Below are 16,563 nucleotides of genomic sequence, written 5' to 3'. Positions count from 1 at the left end.
TGCCCTCACCCTAACCCTCTCCCACAGGGAGAGGGAACGTTTCATCAAACCGCACTACGCTTGTACATCCTCCTTGGATGCCCAATCTTCCCGTACAGCATCTCTACGCTCAGAAACCCCGCCTCCACGCAGTGCTCCAGATAGCGCCGGGTAGTGGTTTTACTCAACCCCGTTTCGCTCACCACCTCATCCACGGTAAAGCAGTGCGTCGCCTTGTCGTTGAACAGCGCCTGCACCCGGGCCAGCGTATTCTCCTCAATCCCTTTGCTGCCGTTGTCCTGGCGGTAGTTCTTCGCCTGGAGTTGATACAGTGAATCGACGTTTTGCTGATCGACAATCTTCCAGACGCGCTGCTGTTCGGCAAATTGCACAAAGCGCTCCAGCGACTGGCTGAGGCGCTTCCAGGAAACCGGCTTAAGGATATAGTCAAAAGCGCCGTTGCGGATGGCCTGGCTGCAGGTGTCCATATCGCTGGCGGCGGTGATGAAAATCACCGAGCAGTTGGCGCGGGTCAGCATCGGGTTACTGATAAGGGTGATGCCTTTGCCGTCCGGCAGATAGTTATCCAGCAGCATCAGCTGAGGCTGTTTACGCTCAAGCTGAACCTGCGCGTCGGCCAGTGACGAGGCAATCCCCACCAGTCTCAGACGCGGGTGTTTGCTGATGAGCTCCGCGTGCAGCTGTGCCAGTTCGTTCTCGTCTTCAACAATCAGTACGTCGATAAGTTCATGTTGCATAGTCGGTGTCTTCCAGTTGCCGGACGGTTCCCGAGGCCGGGATAAACAGTGAGAAAATGGCGCCGCGTGGGGTATTATCGGCAACTTCTATCGCGCCGCCAGCCTGCATAACGTAGCTTTCGATCAGATACAGACCAATCCCATGATCGCCGCGTGTTTTGGTGGTGATGCCGCGTTCAAAGATCCGCTCACGGATCTCCGGTTTAATGCCTACGCCCTGGTCGGCGACTTCAATAATCAGCTCCTGCTCGCTGAGTTTTATCAGCACTTCCACTGGCGCATGGGGAAGCGGCGAGCGCTGTGTTGCTTCGATGGCGTTATCCAGCAGGTTACCAATAATCGAAATCAACTCTTGCTCCCCAAGCGGCAGGAACGGCTTATCCAGCCGACAGGCCGGGTCGAAACTCAGCTCGACACCTTTTTCCCGCGCTCGGGCGGCTTTCCCGAGCAGCAGGCCGCACAGGGTGGGAGAACTGAAGCGCGACGAGATAAAGTCCAGCAGCTCCTGGGCATGTTCCGACTGCGCCTGAATATAGCCAATCGCCTCCTCATAGCGGCCCATATGCAGCAGGCCGGAGAGGGTGGTCATCCGGTTTAACTGCTCGTGACGCATAATGCGCAGGTTATCGACATAGCGCTTTACCTGGCTGAGCTGGGCGCTCAGAGAGTCGATTTCGTTGCGATCGCGGAAGGTGATCACCCAGCCCTGCAGCGAGCCCTCAAGCATGATGTGAACCCGGCTGGCAATCACCGTGAGATCGTTAAAACGGCAAATCTCATCGTGGGTATCTTTAGCCAGCATCGTCTGCGTGTCGAAGAACGGGACCGGGTCGATCACCTGGCTTATCAACTGCCCGCGCAGTTCACGCGCCGGCTGGCTCAGCCCCAGCAGTTTGCGCGCCGCCTGGTTGATCACTTCTATGCGCCGCTCGTTATCAATGGCAATCACCCCTTCGTAGATAGATTCCATCATCGCCTTTTGCTGACGTACCAGCAGGCCGATTTCTCGCGGTTCGAGGGAGAAGATCTGCTTCTTTATACTGCGGGTAAAGAACCAGGAGAAGATAAAGAGGGCCAAAAGCAGCAGCACGGCGGCAATCAGGATATTGACCACTTTACTGACGGTAATGGTATCCAGGTAGCTGGTGAGATAGCCCACGGAAACAATGCCAACCACCTGCCCGGCATCGTTGAAAATAGGGGCTTTACTGCGCAGCGAAATACCCAGTCCGCCTTTACGGATGGTTGTCGTGCTTTTCCCCTGCAGGACGGCCTCATTGTCGCCGCCAACCAGCGTCGTGCCCACTCTGTCGGCAAAGACGGAATGAAAAAGGTGCTTTCCCGTGTTATCTCCAATGACAATAAAGCTGGCATCGCTATGGGCAGCCATTTTCTGCATAAAATCATGGATCGCGGTGATATCTTTTTGTTCAACTTCATTGCGTAATGACGGAATAAGCGCAATCTCCTCCGCCTGTATTTTTGCGCGCGCACTCATTTCCTGATAAAGCTGCTTACCGACATCGGCATAATAATATCCGCCCAGTAACGCAAAAAGCACTGAGAAAAAGGCAACCAGCGAAATAAACAACTTAATCTGGAAAGAGACTTTCATAACTATCACGCAAGGTAGCGACAAAGATCGCCAATATATCATCTTTTTTTCTGTGGCTGCCTGCGCTTTGCCGAAAACTTGTGATCCCTTGCACAGCGGGTGCTGTAAAAGATTTATCCTGAGGGCTTACCTCGTTCAGGCTATATGAATAAATGTTATTTGTTTGTTCAATTCAGAAAAGAAACCATAAAAACCACGATAATAAATAAGGCATAAATCACATTAAATAAAAGAAACCATTAAAACCATAGTGGCCATTAAAACTTCGCTTTTAATATGTCATCCCTCACATAAAGTAAGCCTTTGTGACTCTAAGCTGAACGCACAAAATAACCAAGGGGCTTATTATGAGCACAACTGACGATTCTTTCTCTGTTACCCACGACCCGATTGAAATTCAGCGACCCTCGCTCAAAGAGCGTTGGTGGCATATTATGGATACCTGGAAAATCGGGATTATCCCTCTGCCGCTGTTTGTTCTGGCGGGCGCACTGATTGCGATTGATTGTCTGGGCGGAAAGCTGCCGAGCGACATCGTGGTGATGGTAGCGACCCTGGCCTTCTTCGGCTTTGCCTGCGGTGAGTTTGGCAAGCGCCTGCCGATTGTCGGCAAGCTCGGTGCGGCGGCGATTTGCGCCACCTTTATCCCTTCCGCGCTGGTCTATTACGGCCTGCTGCCGGATGTGGTGGTCGAGTCCACCACGAAGTTCTATAAATCCACCAATATTCTCTATCTCTACATCTGCTGCATTATCGTCGGCAGCATCATGAGCATGAACCGCACGGTGCTGATTCAGGGCTTCCTGCGCATCTTCTTCCCGATGCTGTGCGGTGAAATTGTCGGCATGCTGGTGGGGATGGGCGTTGGTCTCGCGCTGGGTCTGGAGCCGTTCCAGATCTTCTTCTTTATCATTCTGCCCATTATGGCGGGCGGCGTCGGGGAAGGCGCAATTCCGCTTTCCATCGGTTATGCCACCCTGCTGCACATGGACCAGGGCGTAGCGCTCGGTCGCGTGCTGCCGATGGTGATGCTCGGCGGTCTGACTGCGATCATTATCTCCGGTTGCCTGAACCAGCTTGGTAAGCGCTACCCGCACCTGACCGGTGAAGGCCAGCTGATGCCTAACCGCGCCAATGCCGATACCACCGTCTCTCAGCCTGCGTTCTCTGGTAAAGCGGACGTGACCACAATCGCCTCTGGCGCCCTGCTGGCGGTGCTGCTCTACATGCTGGGCATGCTCGGCCACAAGCTCATTGGCCTGCCAGCCCCGGTCGGCATGCTGTTTATGGCGGTGCTGGTGAAGCTCTGCAACGGCGCCTCTCCGCGCCTGCTGGAAGGTTCGCAGGTCGTCTACAAATTCTTCCAGACTTCCGTGACCTACCCCATCCTCTTCGCCGTCGGCGTGGCTATCACCCCGTGGCACGAACTAGTGGCGGCGTTCACCGTCAGCAACCTGCTGGTGATTGTCAGCACCGTTTCTGCGCTGGTGGCGACCGGCTTCTTCGTCGGCAAAAAGATCGGTATGCATCCGATTGATGTCGCCATCGTCTCCTGCTGCCAGAGCGGGCAGGGCGGTACCGGCGACGTGGCGATCCTGACCGCAGGCAACCGCATGAGCCTGATGCCGTTCGCCCAGATTGCTACCCGTATCGGCGGAGCGATTAACGTCTCTATCTCTCTGCTGATTCTGGGCAACTTCCTCGTTTAAGTTTTCAGGAAAGAACAATGAAACTCGCAAGCTTTTTATACCAGGGAAAACGCAGCTACGGCATCGTCCAGGCCGACGGCGTGATTGATTTAGGCCGCCGTCTCGGCGACCGCTACAGCGACCTCAAGGCGCTGCTGCAGGGCAACGGGCTGGCGCAGGCCACCCGCTACCTGAACGACGCGGTGGACGTGCCGATGAGCGCTATCACCTTCTTACCGGTGATTGAGCAGCCGGAAAAAATTCTCTGCGTGGGCATGAACTACGCCGACAAGCGCAAGGAGTTTGACCAGCATAACCCGGCCCCGACGCTGTTTGTCCGCTTCCCGGATTCACAGACCGGCCATAACGAACCGGTGCTGAAGCCGCGCCACTCCAGTGAATTCGACTACGAAGGCGAGCTGGCGGTGATCATCGGCAAAGGTGGGGAGAACATCAGCCGCGACGACGCGCTGCGCCACGTGGCGGGCTACAGCTGCTACATGGACGGCTCCGCCCGTGACTGGCAGCACACCTGGTTTACAGCCGGAAAAAACTGGCGTCAGACCGGCGCGTTTGGCCCCTGGATGGCGACGGCGGATGAGATCCCGGATCCGCACCAGCTGGCAATCCGCACCTGGCTGAACGGCCGCATGGTGCAGGAAGACAACACCAGCAGCATGATCCACAAGGTTGCGGAGCTGATCGAGTACATCAGCACCTTCACCCGCCTCAGCCCGGGCGATGTGATCATCACCGGATCCCCGGGCGGGGTGGGGAAAAAGCGTAACCCGCCGCTGTTTATGAAAGAGGGCGATCGCATTGAGGTGGAGATCGAGCATATCGGTCATCTGAGCAACGTGATCGTGGAAGCGCCCGCCGTCGGGCTTGCGGCAGCACACTGAGTAAAACGGCATGAACAGTCAACCCATCGATTTTCGCCACACTCTGGTGGCGAAGCATCCGGAACGCTTAAGCCAGATCCGCTACCTGCTGGCAGACAGCGGCCTGGGCCTGGACAACGACATCACACTGTTTGTCGAAGCCTGGTCCGGCTCGCAGCTGGTGGGTTGCGCAGGGCTTGCCGCCAACGTCATCAAATGCGTGGCGGTCAACGAGCAGCTTCGCGGCGAGAACCTCAGCGCGCGGCTGCTGGCTGAGGTGGAAAATGCGGCGCTGGAGCGCGGCCATTTTCACCTCTTCCTCTGCACCCGTCCGTGCAACCGGGAGCGCTTTGCCCGCAGTGGCTTCTGGCCGATTGCCCAGAGCGGAAACAACGCGGTGCTGATGGAGAACACCCCGCAGGGGATCGAACGCTACTGCCGTTCCCTGCGCGCGAAGCGCAAAAGCGGGGAGAACATTGGCGCGATAGTGATGAACGCCAATCCCTTCACCCTCGGCCATCGCCATCTGGTGGAGCAGGCGGCGCAGCAGTGCGATGCGCTGCATCTCTTCGTAGTGCGTGAAGATGCGTCGTTCTTCCCGTTTAGCGCGCGCATTGAGATGGTGCGGGCGGGCGTGGCGCATCTGCCGAACGTGGTGGTGCATGAAGGCTCGCAGTACATCATCTCCCGCGCCACTTTCCCGGCCTACTTCCTGAAGGAGACCGGCAAAGTGCAGCAGGCGTGGAGTGAAATCGACGTGCTGATTTTCCGGGACTTTATTGCCCCGGCGCTGGGCATCACCCACCGCTTCATCGGCTCGGAGCCCTTTTGCGATATCACCCGGCAGTACAACCAGACGCTGCACGACCTGCTGGCCTCGCATATTGAGGTGGTGGAAATGCCGCGCATCAAGGCCACCGGCAACGCCATTTCCGCGTCCGAAGTGCGCCATTTACTCAAGACACAGCAGTTTTCCCGGATCCGGGAGATTGTCCCGGACTCCACCTTCGCGCATCTCGAAACGCATTACCGTGCGAGTGCCGAAGTCGCATAACTACCAGGAATTTATCATGAATATTGTAAGGGAGGCGCGGGCCGGCACGCAGGAGTCCAGCGACCTGATGGTGAAAATCGCTCCCGCTCACGGCGAGCTGGAGATAGTCATCCACAGTGAAGTGATTAAGCAGTTTGGCGAGCAGATTCGCCAGGTGGTCAACGACACATTGCGCGCCATGAACGTGCACCAGGGACTCATCATTATTGAAGATAAAGGGGCGCTGGACTGTGTTATTCGCGCCCGCCTGCAAAGCGCGCTGATGCGTGCCGCCGATGATCAAACCATCAACTGGGGGGCGCTGAAATGAGCAAACTCCGCCGCAGTATGCTGTTCCTGCCGGGCGCCAACGCCGCCATGCTTTCCACCGCCTTTATCTATCGGCCTGATTCCATCATGTTTGACCTGGAAGACGCCGTTGCCCTGCGCGAGAAAGACACCGCGCGCATGCTGGTGTTCCACGCGCTACAGCACCCGATGTATCAGGATATCGAAACCGTGGTGCGCATTAACCCGCTGAGCACGCCGTTTGGCCTGCTGGATCTGGAAGCCGCCGTGCGGGCGGGCGTGGACGTGATTCGCCTGCCGAAAACCGATACCCCGGACGATATCTACGAGCTGGAGGGTCACCTGGCGCGTATTGAACGCGAGTGCGGCCGCGAGGTCGGCTCTACCCGCGTCATGGCGGCGATTGAATCGGCCATTGGCGTGATAAATGCCGTGGCGATTGCCCGCAGCTCCCCGCGCCTCATCGGCATCGCGCTGGCCGCCTTTGATTATGTGATGGATATGCAGACCGAGCGCGGCGACGGCACCGAGCTGTTCTACGCCCGCTGCGCCGTATTGCACGCCGCCCGCGCGGCGGGCATCGACGCCTTCGACGTGGTGTGGTCAGACGTTAACGACGAGGCCGGGTTCCTGCGCGAGGTCGATCTGATCCGCAAGATGGGCTTTAACGGCAAATCGCTGATTAACCCGCGCCAGATTGACCTGCTGCATAACGCTTACGCCCCGACGCAGGAAGAGGTGGAACACGCGAAGCGAGTGATTGAGGCGGCAGAAGAGGGCGAGCGTAACGGCCTGGGCGTGGTGTCGCTCAACGGCAAAATGGTGGATGCACCGATTATTAACCACGCGCAGGTGGTGCTGGAGCGCGCGGCGGCCTCCGGCGTGCGTCGGTAAGGATGACAGAATGAACCAGACTGAACTTCTCCATATGAATTTCCCCCATCTGCGGGGCTTAAAACCGTTTGATACCGCCCACAGCGCGACGCCGTGGCTGGCGGATGCTGACGCGAAGCACAGCCGCAAACTCTGCGCCTCCGTTGAAGAGGCGGTGAAGCGCTGCGGCCTGCAGGACGGGATGACCATCTCTTTCCACCACGCGTTTCGCGAAGGCGACCGGGTGATCAACACCGTCGTGGCGCTGCTGGCGCGAATGGGTTTCAAAAACCTGACGCTGGCCTCCAGCTCGCTGATGACCTGCAATGACGCGCTGATCGAGCATATTGAAAGCGGCGTCATCACCCGCATTTACACCTCCGGAATGCGCGGCAGGCTGGCGGATGCAATCTCCCACGGGCTGATGGACGAGCCGGTGCAAATTCACTCCCACGGCGGGCGCGTGAAGCTCTTGCAGGACGGCGAGCTGAATATCGACGTGGCGTTTCTCGGCGTGCCGTGCAGCGATGAGTTTGGCAACGCCAACGGCACCCACGGTAAATCCTGCTGCGGCTCGCTGGGCTACGCCATGGTGGATGCGCACTTTGCCCGCAAGGTGGTGCTGCTGACCGAAGAACTGGTGCCGTTCCCCAATATGCCCGCCAGCCTGGTGCAGGACCAGGTGGACTACATCGTGCAGGTTGAGAGCGTCGGTGACCCGGCGAAAATCAGCGTTGGCGCGGCGCGCGTCACCAGCAACCCGCGCGAGCTGATGATCGCCCGCTATGCGGCGGACGTGATTGAACATTCCGGCTACTTTTACCCGGGCTTCTCAATGCAGACCGGCTCCGGCGCGGCGGCGACCGCCTGCACGCGTTTTATGGAAGAGAAAATGGAGCGCAGCGGCGTGAAGGCGCGCTTCGCGCTTGGCGGCATCACCGGCAGCCTGGTGGATTTGCACGAGAAGGGGCTCATCGAAAAGCTGCTCGACACCCAGTGCTTTGACGGCCAGGCGGCGGCGTCTCTGGCGCGCAACCCGAACCACGTGGAGATCTCCACCAATGTTTACGCCAACCCCGGCAGCAAGGCGGCAAGCTGCGACCAGCTCGACGTGGTGATCCTCAGCGCCCTCGAAATCGACGTTGATTTCAACGTCAACGTCATCACCGGCTCCGACGGCGTGATGCGCGGCGCGTCCGGCGGACACTGCGACGTGGCCGCTGCGGCGAACCTCACCATCGTCGTTGCGCCGCTGCTGCGCAGCCGCATTCCGACGGTCGTGAAGCGCGTTACCACGCGCCTCACGCCGGGTGAGAGCATCGACGTGCTGGTCACCGATCACGGCATTGCGGTTAACCCGGCGCGCCCGGAGGTACGTGAGCGGCTGATGGCTGCCGGGCTGAAGATTGTGGATATCAACGCGCTCTATGAACGGGCGATATCGCTGACGGGCGTACCAAAGCCGATTGAGTTTACCGACAAAATCGTCGGGGTGATCCGCTACCGCGACGGCAGCGTGATCGACACCGTGCGACAGGTGAAGGAGTGATTATGACAGTAGCGACACCCGTGCGGACGGGTGTCAGCCTGGACGAACTGCTGGCGGCGAAAGAGCGCCGCGCAGCGCGTCAGGCTGACATGCTTGAGCACTATCAACAACCGGTGATTTCCCTCACGCTGGTCACGCCAGGGGAAATTAAAGACAGCCTGCGCTATCGCAACACCATGGGCGTAGCGCTCCAGACGTGCGACCAGCTGCTATGGGAGAACCGCTGGCAGGTGCTGGACCGTCAGGTGCTGTGGCTTCCGACCGGGCCCGAGGCCCTGTGGTGCGTGGCTCATCCGGCAGCGGAAATTAAAGCGCACTGCGCGGATCTGGAGCAGACGCACCCGCTCGGCAGGCTGTGGGATCTGGATGTTATCTGCCCTCAGCATGGCCACGTCGGGCGTCAGTCGCTGGGGGCAAATCTCAGACGCTGCCTGATCTGCGACGAACCTGCGCATGCCTGTTCCCGCTCGCGGAACCATCCCGTTGAGCAGGTGGTTTCCCGGGTGGAGAAGATGATTGATGACTGGTTTGCTCGCGACTAAACCCCGCATTGCGGACGTGCCCGCGCTTGCCGAAGCGGCACTGTGGCAGGAGCTGGAGCTGACGCCCAAACCGGGGCTGGTGGACAAGCTCAATAACGGTTCCCACCGCGATATGGACCACGCGCTGTTTGCCCGCAGCATTGCGGCGATTACGCCGTGGTTTGCGCGCTTTGCTGAACTTGGTAACGCGCATGCGGATAAGCCCGCTGACGCACAGCTACGGATTATCCGCCCAATGGGGATGGCCTGCGAGCAGGCGATGTACGCCGCGACGAACGGCGTGAATACGCACAAAGGCGGGATTTTTGCCCTGGGTTTACTGTGCTTCGCCGCCGGACGTGTGAACAATCTTTCTGCGGACAGCCTCTGTTGTGAGGTGGGTAACATCTGCCGCGGGCTGGTGTCGCGAGAGTTGGCCGCGCGCAGCGGGCAGGCGACGGCGGGCGAGCGGCAGTTTCAGCAGCACGGCTTAACCGGCGCGCGCGGTGAGGCGGAAAGCGGCTTTGCCACGGTGCGTAAGGCGTTGGCACAGTGGAACGGACGGTCGCTTCACAGCCTGCTGTTACGCCTGATGTCAGTCAATCAGGACAGCAATCTGGTGTCGCGCGGTGGCATGGAAGGGCTGCGCTACGTTCAGGACTACGCGCGGGAATTGCTGGCTAACGGCTGGGACCGCGAAGCGTTGCTTAAAATGGATATCGCATTGATAGAACGCAATCTGAGTCCGGGCGGCAGCGCGGATTTGCTGTCGGTGGGGTGGGTGCTGTCTGGAATAAAATAGCCGGGTGGCGGCTTCGCCTTACCCGGCCTACGGTTTGGTTTTGTAGGCCCGGTAAGCGTTAGCGCCACCGGGCACAACAATCAATGCGCGATCGGCTGCGCACCGTTCGGCACACGCACGTGCTTGTACTTGAACAGCGCGATGAACGCGAAGAACAGCACCAGCGAGTATGCGGCGAAGATCAGCCACACCGGCTGCCAGTTGGTGATGCCGTTGGTGGTGTACATCTCTACCACTTTACCGCTCACCACGCCGCCCAGAATACAGCCGAAGCCGTTGGTCATCATCAGGAACATGCCCTGTGCGCTGGCGCGGATTTCAGGCTTCACTTCTTTTTCCACGAATACGGAACCGGAAATGTTGAAGAAGTCGAAGGCACAGCCGTAAACAATCATCGACAGCACCAGCAGTACGGTGCCGAATGCGCTCGGGTCGCCGTAGGCGAACAGACCAAAGCGCAACATCCATGCCGCGATACTGATCAGCATGACGTTCTTGATGCCGTAGCGGCTCAGGAAGAACGGGATGGTCAGGATGAACAGCGTCTCAGAGATCTGAGAGATGGACATCATCACCGACGCATGCTCAACGATAAAGCTTCCGGCAAACAGCGGATTGTTATCGAAGCTGTGCAGGAAGGTGTTGCCGAACATGTTGGTGATCTGCAGCTCTGCGCCCAACAGCATGGAGAAGATAAAGAAGATCGCCATCCGTTTGTTTTTAAACAGCGCGAACGCGTCCAGACCGAGCATGGTGCTCCAGCTCTGGTTTTTCTGCTGGTTTGAAACCGGAATGGTTGGCAGCGTCAGGGTGAAGATCGCCAGCAGCACGGAGAGCGCGGCACCGATGTAGAGCTGCATATGGCTCAGTTCAAAGCCTGCGAAGCTCACGCCCCACATTGCCATGATAAAGCCGATGGTGCCCCAGATACGGATTGGTGGGAAATCGGTCACGATATCCATCCCGGCAGATTTCAGGCGGTAGTAAGAGATGGTGTTGATCAGCCCAAGCGTTGGCATATAGGCCAGCGAGTTAAGCAGGATCACCATAAACATTGCCCCCGGCGTGGTCACTTCGGCCGCCATAAACAGCGTCCCCGCGCCCACCAGATGGCAAAGCATGTACAGCCATTTCGCACTTAACCATTTATCCGCCACGATACCGAGCAGTGTTGGCATGAAGACCGCCGCGATACCCAGCGAGCTGTAGACGGCACCGATTGACGCACCATCGAACTTGAGCGTCACAAACATATAGGAGCCGAGTGTAGTCAGCCAGCTACCCCACAGGCAGAACTGCAGAAACGACAATATTTTAAGCTGCAGCTTAAGGTTCATGTTACTTTCCTCACAAGTGAGCGGGAGATATGTTGTTTTTGGAACATTCAGGGTTGTTATTTGATGCAATTCTATCAGTTGGCAACGATATGTTTTGTTACCTCCCGCAAAAAAATGCAATCCACATTAATTTGCAGTTTGGATTGTGATGCAAATAACATTTTCGTATGGGTGTTCAAGTCCCCTCTCCCTTTTGGGGAGAGGGTTAGGGTGAGGGGGAGTTTTTTAGCGACGACGATAGTTCTTCTGCGCCGTATTGACCTTATACAGATAGCGGCGGGACTCCGCTGATGGGTGGCGGGTGGTGAGGGTTGAGTAAACATCCCCCGGCGCCATGCTGTTGATGATGTTTGCGGCCTGCACTTTGTCGTTCGAGAAGACGCGCAGCACGCTGCCCGCGCCGCCGTTATAGGCGGTGATTACGGCATAGCGGCGTGAGGTCGGGTTATCGATGCCGCCGAGATAAACATTGTTCAGCATCGCCAGATAGGCCGTGCCGGTATCAATGTTGCTCTGGGGATCGAACAGATAGCTACGGCTCGGCGTGCCGGATTTGCCCTGCGCGCGGAAGACGTCCTTACCGGCGCTGTGCTGGACTACCTGCATCAGCCCCAGGGCGTCGGAACGGCTAACTGCGTAAGGGTTGAACGACGATTCGGTCTGCATAATCGCCAGGATCAGCGACTCATCCACGCCGTACTTACGTGATGCCTGACGCACCATGCCAAGATACTTATGCGCACGCTTGTCGAGGTGGTTCGGCACGAGGTTGATGGTGACGCTATAAATTATCTTCAGGCCGTTAGAGCGGCTCTTCAGTCGCGTCTGCAGCAGATAGTCGGCAAATTTCGTGGCGCGACCTTCCCAGCGGATTGGCTGGCCGGTTTGATCGACAACCTGACCGTACAGGAACGGCTCTTTCGAGATGGTGATATCGTCGGCATCGGAGTAGAGATCGATAGATCCCGGGTCGTCACCCATCAGCAGGGTTTTGATAATCGCCTGACGCAGTCGTGCCGCAGGGTCAGTACCCGCGATGGTTTCAATGGTGATCGTACCCTCATCAAAGTTGATGTGGCTACGGGTCAGATAGGCGTCGGTGTACTTAACGTAGTCCTTCGGTCCGGCAATAAGAACTTCGTTAAATCCCCATATGTTCTCGATGTTGTGGGCAAACTGCCCCATCAAAATGTCAAAACCGTTGGTGTCCTTGATCCAGGCTTCGTTGTAATCATCGCCTTTTTTTGACGAACAGGAGACCAGCAACGGCGCAACAAGGGCTAGCGCTAAAAGTTTTTTCATCATTCCGGGCGTGCGTGTTGTGTTTGCTTAGTCGTTGCTATTGCCCGGCGGCGCTTCGCTTGCACGGGCCTACGGTTTTGTAGGCCGGGTAAGCGCAGCGCCACCCGGCAACAGCCGCTCAATATTATTTTTCTGGAGGCGTATAGCCTTCGATATGCACGTCTTTGCCTTCAAACAGGAAGTTCACCATCTCCTGTTCCAGCAGCTTGCGGTGTTCCGGGTTCATCATGCTGAGCTTTTTCTCGTTAATCAGCATGGTCTGCTTTTTCTGCCACTGTCCCCAGGCTTCTTTGGAGATCTCGTTATAAATGCGTTTACCCAGATCACCCGGATAAAGCTGGAAATCCTGGCCTTCAGCGTCACGCTGCAGGAAAGTACAAAAAATCGTTCTGGCCATACTCATTCCTCTTTTTCTTGTCGATGCTAAACCATTGCACCGGCACGTAATTGCTGTAACAGGCGCTCCACGGGAGCCGCCAGCCCGACTGATGGCGGTTGCGCTAAGTTATACCAGAGAGCGGTGCCTTCATCCATGCACGAGGCAAATGAGGACACGGGAAGCCACATCGGCACAATATCCAGGTGGAAATGGCTGAAGGTATGGCGAAACGCGGTCAGCTGTGTCAGGTTATCGGCAGCAATACCGCGCTGTTTAAGCCATTCACGCAGCAAATCTTCACCTTCAAACTGCGGGAAGCAATATAGACCGCCCCACAGGCCGCTCGGTGGACGCTGGGCCAGGAACACCTCGTCGCCGTGCTGCATCAGCAGCATGTAACCGGTGCGCTCCGGTAGCGTCTGCTTCGGTTTTTTCCCCGGGTATTGCGACCACGAATGGTTAGCGTAGGCCACGCAGAGAGTATTGAGCGGGCAGAGTTCGCACTTGGGTTTTGAGCGCGTGCAAACCATCGCACCCAGATCCATCATCGCCTGGTTAAAACGTTCGACGCCGTTGGCCGGGGTAACCGCTTCACTGATCTCCCACAGACGTTTCTCAACCTCTTTTTTACCGGGCCAGCCGTCCACGGCATAGCAACGTGCCAGCACGCGCTTCACGTTGCCGTCGAGGATCGGGAAATGCTTACCCAAAGAGAGAGAGAGAATGGCTCCCGCCGTTGAACGCCCGACGCCGGGTAAATCTGCCACTTCATCGAAGGTTTCCGGGAATTTACCGTTGTGGCGCGTGGCGACCTGCTGCGCGGCCTTGTGCAGATTACGCGCGCGGGCGTAATAGCCCAGGCCTGTCCACAGGTGCAATACCTCGTCCAGCGGGGCATTCGCCAGGTCTGTTACCGTCGGGAAGCGTGCCATAAAACGCTCAAAGTATGGGATCACCGTGGCGACCTGCGTTTGTTGCAACATCACTTCGGAGAGCCATACTTTGTAAGGCGTTTTTTCAATTTGCCAGGGCAGGGTTTTACGCCCGTATTTGTCGTACCAGTCCAGCACCTGGGCTGAAAATTGAGAGGCTTGCATGGTCATCGATTCACATAATCAGGGACGCAGATTGCAGCACAGCGTCAATCTGCTGTAAACCGGATCTTTCCCATGCTTGCATAGACGCCTTAACTTTGGATAATGCCCGTTTCCCGAACATTCTCACAAGCAGACAACTCTTTTATGAAAAACGACGTCATTTCACCGGAATTTGATGAAAACGGTCGCCCGCTGCGCCGTATTCGCAGCTTTGTCCGTCGTCAGGGCCGCCTGACAAAAGGGCAGCAACATGCGCTGGACAACTACTGGCCGGTGATGGGCGTTGAGTTCAGCGAGCAGCCGCTGGACTTTGCCGGGCTGTTTGGCCGCGAAGCGCCAGTCACGCTGGAGATTGGTTTTGGTATGGGCACCTCTCTGGTGACCATGGCGCAAGCTCGCCCGGAGCAGAACTTCCTCGGTATTGAAGTGCACTCCCCGGGCGTCGGCGCGTGTCTCGCAACTGCCCATGAAGAGGGTGTAGAGAACCTGCGCGTCATGTGTCATGACGCGGTGGAAGTGCTGCACAAAATGATTCCTGACAATTCTTTAACCATGGTTCAGCTCTTTTTCCCTGACCCGTGGCACAAAGCACGTCATAATAAACGCCGTATCGTTCAGGCACCGTTTGCCGAGCTGGTGAAAAGCAAGCTGAAACTGGGCGGCGTCTTCCATATGGCGACCGACTGGGAACCTTATGCGGAACATATGCTGGAAGTGATGTCGTCTCTGGACGGGTATAAAAACCAGTCTGAAAGCAACGACTATGTTCCGCGTCCGGATTCACGTCCGGTAACGAAATTTGAACAGCGTGGCCATCGTCTTGGTCACGGTGTATGGGACTTAATGTTCGAGAGGGTGAAATAATGGCAAAGAATCGTAGCCGTCGTCTGCGTAAAAAAATGCATATCGAAGAATTCCAGGAAGTGGGTTTCTCCGTTGCGTGGCGTTTCCCGGAAGGCACCAGTATAGAACAGATCGATCAGGACGTGGATGCCTTCATCAACGACGTGATTGAGCCCAACAAGCTGGCCTTCGACGGTAGCGGTTACCTGGCGTGGGAAGGTCTGATCTGCACCCAGGAAGTGGGTAAATGCACCGAAGAACATCAGGCGCTGGTTCGTAAATGGCTTGAAGACCACAAGCTGGAAGATGTCCGCGTCAGCGAACTTTTCGACGTTTGGTGGGACTAATAAAGCAGTCAAGGGCCAGCATTAGCTGGCCCATTTTGTCTGAGGGAGTGTTTAAGATGCGCAAAACGTTGCTGGCTGTTGCTTTGATGGCAACCGGATTCACCGCCCATGCGGAGTATAAATGTAGCGTCACCCCGCGTGATGACGTGGTGTTAAGCCCGCAAACCGTGCAGGTCAAAGGCGAGAACGGCAATCTGGTGATTACGCCGCAAGGGAACGTCACCTTTAACGGCAAAGAGTACAATCTGACAGCCGCACAGCGTGAGCAGGCGAAAGACTATCAGGCCGATTTGCGTACCGCGCTGCCATGGATTAATGAAGGAGCCCTGACGCGCGTCGAAAAAAGCCGTGTTGCACTGGATAAGATCATTACCAAAGAGGTGGGGGAGAGTAGCAATATGCGCTCCCGCCTGACGAAGCTCGATAAGCAGCTCAAAGAGCAGATGAACCGGATTATCGAGACGCGCTCTGATGGCCTGACGTTCCACTACAAGGCGATTGATCAGGTCCGTGCTGACGGACAGCAGCTGGTGAACCAGGCGATGGGCGGCATTCTGCAGGACAGCATCAACGAGATGGGGGCTAAAGCGGTCCTGAAGGGCGGCGGTAACCCGCTGCAGGGCGTGCTGGGCAGTCTGGGTGGCTTGCAGACCTCAATTCAGAACGAGTGGAAGAACCAGGAAGATGATTTCCAGCAGTTCGGCAAAGACGTGTGTAAACGCGTGGTGTCGCTGGAAGATAGCCGGAAGGCGCTGGTGGGGACGTTGAAGTAATCCTCTGCGCGCTGGGCCCCTCACCCCGGCCCTCTCCCCAGGGGAGAGGGTGTAAACGTTCCCTCTCCCTGTGGGAGAGGGTTAGGGTGAGGGCATCAGGCTCTGCAATTTTTGAAGAATAACCGTCAGCACTTCCTCTTCCTGAGAAGTAAATTCATTGTTCCAGAATCGCACGACTTCCCAGCCATTTGTATGCAAAAACTCTGTACGACGTGAATCGTATTTCTCTTTGCTTTGATGTTGCCCTCCGTCGAGCTCAATAATCAATTTCACCTTAAAACAGGCAAAATCTGCAACATACGGCCCAATCGGCATCTGGCGGCGAAACTTATAGCCAAAGAACCGACGACCTCTGAGCAAATACCAGAGGCGAAATTCTTCGGGCGTCATTTGTTTGCGAAGTTGTTTTGAGTTTTCCATCCCCACACTCTGCCAGCTTTTCCTTCAGCCGGCAGAACGGGATGCAAAAACCTGAAT

18 protein-coding genes are annotated in these 16,563 nt (G+C 56.9%); 11 read left to right on the top strand and 7 right to left on the bottom strand.

Annotated features, from left to right (window positions below):
* Positions 1-44: 44 nt before the first annotated feature.
* Together BFV64_RS19420 and BFV64_RS19415 are read right to left on the bottom strand one after the other, a co-directional pair.
* Complete coding sequence (locus BFV64_RS19420) at positions 45-737, bottom strand: response regulator (protein ID WP_023337769.1); 693 nt, start codon at positions 735-737, stop codon at positions 45-47.
* Positions 727-2,352 carry an ATP-binding protein gene (locus tag BFV64_RS19415; protein WP_045134819.1) on the bottom strand — a complete coding sequence of 542 codons (1,626 nt, stop codon included), beginning with the start codon at positions 2,350-2,352 and terminating at the stop codon, positions 727-729. The genes BFV64_RS19420 and BFV64_RS19415 overlap by 11 nt, the downstream gene beginning before the upstream one ends.
* A 347-nt stretch (positions 2,353-2,699) precedes the next feature.
* Here BFV64_RS19415 and BFV64_RS19410 point away from each other — a divergent pair, with 347 nt between their 5' ends.
* Genes BFV64_RS19410 through citG form a run of 8 tightly spaced genes read left to right on the top strand, consistent with a single transcriptional unit; the run spans position 2,700 to position 10,008 of the window.
* Positions 2,700-4,061, top strand: coding sequence for a 2-hydroxycarboxylate transporter family protein (locus BFV64_RS19410; protein ID WP_014885210.1), 1,362 nt, complete (start codon positions 2,700-2,702; stop codon positions 4,059-4,061).
* A gap of 17 nt (positions 4,062-4,078) precedes the next feature.
* Positions 4,079-4,942, top strand: a complete 864-nt coding sequence (locus BFV64_RS19405; RefSeq protein ID WP_045134818.1) for a fumarylacetoacetate hydrolase family protein — start codon at positions 4,079-4,081, stop codon at positions 4,940-4,942.
* Positions 4,943-4,952: 10 nt separating this feature from the next.
* On the top strand, positions 4,953-5,975 hold the full coding sequence (gene citC / locus BFV64_RS19400; protein WP_069602357.1) for a [citrate (pro-3S)-lyase] ligase: 1,023 nt from the start codon (positions 4,953-4,955) through the stop codon (positions 5,973-5,975).
* 16 nt (positions 5,976-5,991) lie between these two features.
* A complete protein-coding gene (citD, locus tag BFV64_RS19395) occupies positions 5,992-6,285 on the top strand; it encodes a citrate lyase acyl carrier protein (RefSeq protein WP_045134816.1) in 294 nt (97 codons plus the stop codon).
* On the top strand, positions 6,282-7,157 hold the full coding sequence (gene citE, locus BFV64_RS19390) for a citrate (pro-3S)-lyase subunit beta (RefSeq protein WP_014885206.1): 876 nt from the start codon (positions 6,282-6,284) through the stop codon (positions 7,155-7,157). The genes citD and citE overlap by 4 nt, the downstream gene beginning before the upstream one ends.
* 10 nt (positions 7,158-7,167) lie before the next feature.
* Positions 7,168-8,685, top strand: a complete 1,518-nt coding sequence (gene citF / locus BFV64_RS19385) for a citrate lyase subunit alpha (RefSeq protein WP_014885205.1) — start codon at positions 7,168-7,170, stop codon at positions 8,683-8,685.
* Between the two features lie 2 nt (positions 8,686-8,687).
* Positions 8,688-9,227 (top strand): citrate lyase holo-[acyl-carrier protein] synthase, encoded by a 540-nt coding sequence (gene citX, locus BFV64_RS19380; RefSeq protein WP_014885204.1) that lies wholly within the window; start codon positions 8,688-8,690, stop codon positions 9,225-9,227.
* A complete protein-coding gene (gene citG, locus BFV64_RS19375) occupies positions 9,205-10,008 on the top strand; it encodes a triphosphoribosyl-dephospho-CoA synthase CitG (RefSeq protein ID WP_047344499.1) in 804 nt (267 codons plus the stop codon). Before citX ends, citG begins: the two co-directional genes overlap by 23 nt.
* Positions 10,009-10,088: 80 nt before the next feature.
* Here citG and BFV64_RS19370 read toward each other — a convergent pair whose 3' ends face one another.
* From BFV64_RS19370 to mutY, 4 genes are all read right to left on the bottom strand, one after another.
* Positions 10,089-11,345 carry a nucleoside permease gene (locus tag BFV64_RS19370; protein WP_014885202.1) on the bottom strand — a complete coding sequence of 419 codons (1,257 nt, stop codon included), beginning with the start codon at positions 11,343-11,345 and terminating at the stop codon, positions 10,089-10,091.
* A gap of 225 nt (positions 11,346-11,570) precedes the next feature.
* Positions 11,571-12,647 (bottom strand): membrane-bound lytic murein transglycosylase MltC, encoded by a 1,077-nt coding sequence (gene mltC / locus BFV64_RS19365; protein ID WP_014885201.1) that lies wholly within the window; start codon positions 12,645-12,647, stop codon positions 11,571-11,573.
* A gap of 124 nt (positions 12,648-12,771) precedes the next feature.
* A complete protein-coding gene (locus tag BFV64_RS19360; RefSeq protein ID WP_003862425.1) occupies positions 12,772-13,044 on the bottom strand; it encodes an oxidative damage protection protein in 273 nt (90 codons plus the stop codon).
* A 26-nt stretch (positions 13,045-13,070) separates the two neighbouring features.
* Positions 13,071-14,123: an A/G-specific adenine glycosylase gene (mutY, locus tag BFV64_RS19355; RefSeq protein WP_169809475.1), complete on the bottom strand. Its 1,053-nt coding sequence runs from the start codon at positions 14,121-14,123 to the stop codon at positions 13,071-13,073.
* A 144-nt stretch (positions 14,124-14,267) separates the two neighbouring features.
* Between mutY and trmB the strand changes: the two genes are divergently transcribed.
* Genes trmB through BFV64_RS19340 form a run of 3 tightly spaced genes read left to right on the top strand, consistent with a single transcriptional unit; the run spans position 14,268 to position 16,086 of the window.
* A complete protein-coding gene (trmB, locus tag BFV64_RS19350) occupies positions 14,268-14,987 on the top strand; it encodes a tRNA (guanosine(46)-N7)-methyltransferase TrmB (RefSeq protein WP_014885199.1) in 720 nt (239 codons plus the stop codon).
* Complete coding sequence (locus BFV64_RS19345) at positions 14,987-15,313, top strand: YggL family protein (protein ID WP_063943586.1); 327 nt, start codon at positions 14,987-14,989, stop codon at positions 15,311-15,313. The genes trmB and BFV64_RS19345 overlap by 1 nt, the downstream gene beginning before the upstream one ends.
* 56 nt (positions 15,314-15,369) lie before the next feature.
* Positions 15,370-16,086, top strand: coding sequence for a YggN family protein (locus BFV64_RS19340; protein WP_014885197.1), 717 nt, complete (start codon positions 15,370-15,372; stop codon positions 16,084-16,086).
* An 81-nt stretch (positions 16,087-16,167) separates the two neighbouring features.
* On the opposite strand, the gene BFV64_RS19335 is transcribed toward BFV64_RS19340, so the two are convergent.
* Positions 16,168-16,506 (bottom strand): endonuclease domain-containing protein, encoded by a 339-nt coding sequence (locus BFV64_RS19335; RefSeq protein ID WP_069602356.1) that lies wholly within the window; start codon positions 16,504-16,506, stop codon positions 16,168-16,170.
* Positions 16,507-16,563: the final 57 nt, after the last annotated feature.

Source organism: Enterobacter kobei, from assembly GCF_001729765.1.
GTDB lineage: Bacteria > Pseudomonadota > Gammaproteobacteria > Enterobacterales > Enterobacteriaceae > Enterobacter > Enterobacter kobei.
This window is presented reverse-complemented; position numbering and strand designations above follow the sequence as displayed.

What these genes read in the sequence shown, in the direction of transcription:
- BFV64_RS19405 (WP_045134818.1), top strand. Translation starts at nt 4,079, where the DNA reads ATGAAACTCGCAAGCTTTTTATACCAGGGAAAACGCAGCTACGGCATC.
- citD (WP_045134816.1), top strand. Translation starts at nt 5,992, where the DNA reads ATGAATATTGTAAGGGAGGCGCGGGCCGGCACGCAGGAGTCCAGCGAC.
- mltC (WP_014885201.1), bottom strand. Translation starts at nt 12,647, where the DNA reads ATGAAAAAACTTTTAGCGCTAGCCCTTGTTGCGCCGTTGCTGGTCTCC.
- trmB (WP_014885199.1), top strand. Translation starts at nt 14,268, where the DNA reads ATGAAAAACGACGTCATTTCACCGGAATTTGATGAAAACGGTCGCCCG.
- BFV64_RS19370 (WP_014885202.1), bottom strand. Translation starts at nt 11,345, where the DNA reads ATGAACCTTAAGCTGCAGCTTAAAATATTGTCGTTTCTGCAGTTCTGC.
- BFV64_RS19340 (WP_014885197.1), top strand. Translation starts at nt 15,370, where the DNA reads ATGCGCAAAACGTTGCTGGCTGTTGCTTTGATGGCAACCGGATTCACC.
- BFV64_RS19335 (WP_069602356.1), bottom strand. Translation starts at nt 16,506, where the DNA reads ATGGAAAACTCAAAACAACTTCGCAAACAAATGACGCCCGAAGAATTT.
- mutY (WP_169809475.1), bottom strand. Translation starts at nt 14,123, where the DNA reads ATGCAAGCCTCTCAATTTTCAGCCCAGGTGCTGGACTGGTACGACAAA.
- citX (WP_014885204.1), top strand. Translation starts at nt 8,688, where the DNA reads ATGACAGTAGCGACACCCGTGCGGACGGGTGTCAGCCTGGACGAACTG.
- citF (WP_014885205.1), top strand. Translation starts at nt 7,168, where the DNA reads ATGAACCAGACTGAACTTCTCCATATGAATTTCCCCCATCTGCGGGGC.
- BFV64_RS19345 (WP_063943586.1), top strand. Translation starts at nt 14,987, where the DNA reads ATGGCAAAGAATCGTAGCCGTCGTCTGCGTAAAAAAATGCATATCGAA.
- BFV64_RS19410 (WP_014885210.1), top strand. Translation starts at nt 2,700, where the DNA reads ATGAGCACAACTGACGATTCTTTCTCTGTTACCCACGACCCGATTGAA.
- citC (WP_069602357.1), top strand. Translation starts at nt 4,953, where the DNA reads ATGAACAGTCAACCCATCGATTTTCGCCACACTCTGGTGGCGAAGCAT.
- BFV64_RS19420 (WP_023337769.1), bottom strand. Translation starts at nt 737, where the DNA reads ATGCAACATGAACTTATCGACGTACTGATTGTTGAAGACGAGAACGAA.
- BFV64_RS19360 (WP_003862425.1), bottom strand. Translation starts at nt 13,044, where the DNA reads ATGGCCAGAACGATTTTTTGTACTTTCCTGCAGCGTGACGCTGAAGGC.
- citE (WP_014885206.1), top strand. Translation starts at nt 6,282, where the DNA reads ATGAGCAAACTCCGCCGCAGTATGCTGTTCCTGCCGGGCGCCAACGCC.
- BFV64_RS19415 (WP_045134819.1), bottom strand. Translation starts at nt 2,352, where the DNA reads ATGAAAGTCTCTTTCCAGATTAAGTTGTTTATTTCGCTGGTTGCCTTT.
- citG (WP_047344499.1), top strand. Translation starts at nt 9,205, where the DNA reads ATGACTGGTTTGCTCGCGACTAAACCCCGCATTGCGGACGTGCCCGCG.